The 894-nt window shown below is 61.2% G+C and carries 1 protein-coding gene; it reads right to left on the minus strand.

The window, feature by feature from the left end; translation table 11 throughout:
• Positions 1 to 197 precede the first annotated feature (197 nt).
• On the minus strand, positions 198 to 894 hold a 697-nt coding region (locus tag AC5JJ6_RS02265; protein ID WP_496040486.1), incomplete at its 5' end, for an alpha/beta fold hydrolase.

Consider the following 894-nt stretch of genomic DNA (forward strand, 5'->3'; position numbering starts at 1 on the left):
CCAAGCACCGGAGGCCGCAAAGGTCGCCGAGCCGAGGCAGCAGAGGCAGAAGCCACGACGCGAGAGTTGGGGTTGGTGAGCATAGGCCATGAGATCTTCCTCGACCGTTTCAACAGGGGAGGGATGGACGTGACAATCGATGAGGCATAAGCGATGTCCGAGGGCGCGCTTTGGCGGCCCACCTTGGAATGCCCGGTTCACCCCTTGATGAACGCAAGCAGATCCTGGTTGAGCCGATCCTTGTGGGTTGTGGCAATTCCATGCGAACCGCCCTCGTAGATCTTGAGCGTTGCATTCGGGATGATCTTCGCGGACCGCAAGGCCGAGTTGGCAATCGGCACGATCTGGTCGTCGTCGCCGTGGATGATGAGCGTCGGAACGTTGAACTTTCTCAGATCCTCGGTGAGGTCCGTCTCCGACCACGCCGTGATGCCCAGATACGACGCCGGAAAGCCAGCCATCATGGATTGGTGTACGAACTGCTCGCGTACGCCTTCCGACACCTTGGCGCCCGGCAGGTTGTATCCGTAGAACGGCAGACTGAGATCCCTCCAGAGCTGGGTTCGATCGGCTAGCACGGCTGCGCGAAGCTTGTCAAAATTCTCCTTTGGCTGGCCAGTGGGATTGGCTTCCGTCTTGAGCATGAATGGCGGAATGGCGCTGACCAGCACGGCCTTAGCAACCCGCGAGGTGCCGTGCCGGCCGATGTAGCGGGTGACTTCGCCACCCCCCGTGGAATGGCCGATATGGAATGCATCCCGCAGGTCGAGCGCCTGGACGAGTTCGGCAAGGTCGTCGGCATAGGTATCCAGATCGTTGCCGTGCCAGGTCTGACTGGAGCGGCCATGGCCGCGGCGGTCATAGGCGATGCAGCGATATCCCCCCTGGACCAGC

This window comes from Skermanella sp., from assembly GCF_059503625.1.